At 34.5% G+C, this 779-nt stretch carries 2 protein-coding genes; both read right to left on the bottom strand.

The annotated features are described in order from the left end of the window. Positions 1-446: hypothetical protein (locus Q4550_RS23200; protein ID WP_483298578.1), on the bottom strand; the 446-nt coding region annotated here is incomplete at its 3' end. 39 nt (positions 447-485) lie between these two features. Beyond that, a partial coding sequence (locus Q4550_RS23195) for a penicillin-binding transpeptidase domain-containing protein (protein WP_303536534.1) occupies positions 486-779 on the bottom strand: 294 nt, incomplete at its 5' end.

The following is a 779-nucleotide window of genomic DNA, read 5'->3' as shown; positions in this document are numbered from 1 at the left end:
CCATAAGGAGTGACAAGGAGACTTCTTTTTTGAATAACGACTTTAATAGTTTTATTGATATTTTCCTTATCACTTAGCTTTTGAGGTTTTGGTTTTATCCCCTCGTACCACTCTTTGCCTTTTTCCTCTTCCACCCACCAGTCAAAATATACTTCAATATCATCTTGGTTGTAGTAATTGAATATTTCTTGCTCACTGAGAGAAGATGATAATTTCATGAAAGCGACTACCGTTGGATATCCTCCATTACCCCTAGGCCCTCCTCCATAGTTGTAGGCAAAATCATAACCTTTCTCAATTAGTACTGTGTTTGGAGGAATTGAATACTCATATAGTTCATTCGCGAATTCTTTTGCGTATCTATATTCTTGTCCATATATATAGTATACAAAAACACTAAATACAAGAATTGATATTACAAGTAAATAAACTGATTTTTTTTGCACTGATTTCTCCTCGATTCAAGATTTGAAAAGAGATATGTTTTAGTCATTTCCTTTATCTTTCACTTCCATCTGATGTCCTGATTTTTTCATTTCAAAATACTTGTCCATTATCCGTTCGCTAATATCATGATTAATTTCATTAGTGTTATCGATATCTGGCACTACAACTGCAAAAGCCACTTCAGGATCATCAGAAGGAGCATACCCTACAAGAGTTAAATTATAGTTATTTTCTCCAAACTCTGCAGTTCCAGTTTTTGCGGAGGGGTTATAAGATTTATCACTAAAAAAATTGGCCGTGCCTTGATTAGTATGTGTAACCATCCATAGGCC

The sequence above is a fragment of the Anaerobacillus sp. 1_MG-2023 genome (assembly GCF_030547345.1).
In the GTDB taxonomy this organism is placed as follows: Bacteria; Bacillota; Bacilli; order Bacillales; family Guptibacillaceae; genus Guptibacillus; species Guptibacillus hwajinpoensis_B.
This window is presented reverse-complemented; position numbering and strand designations above follow the sequence as displayed.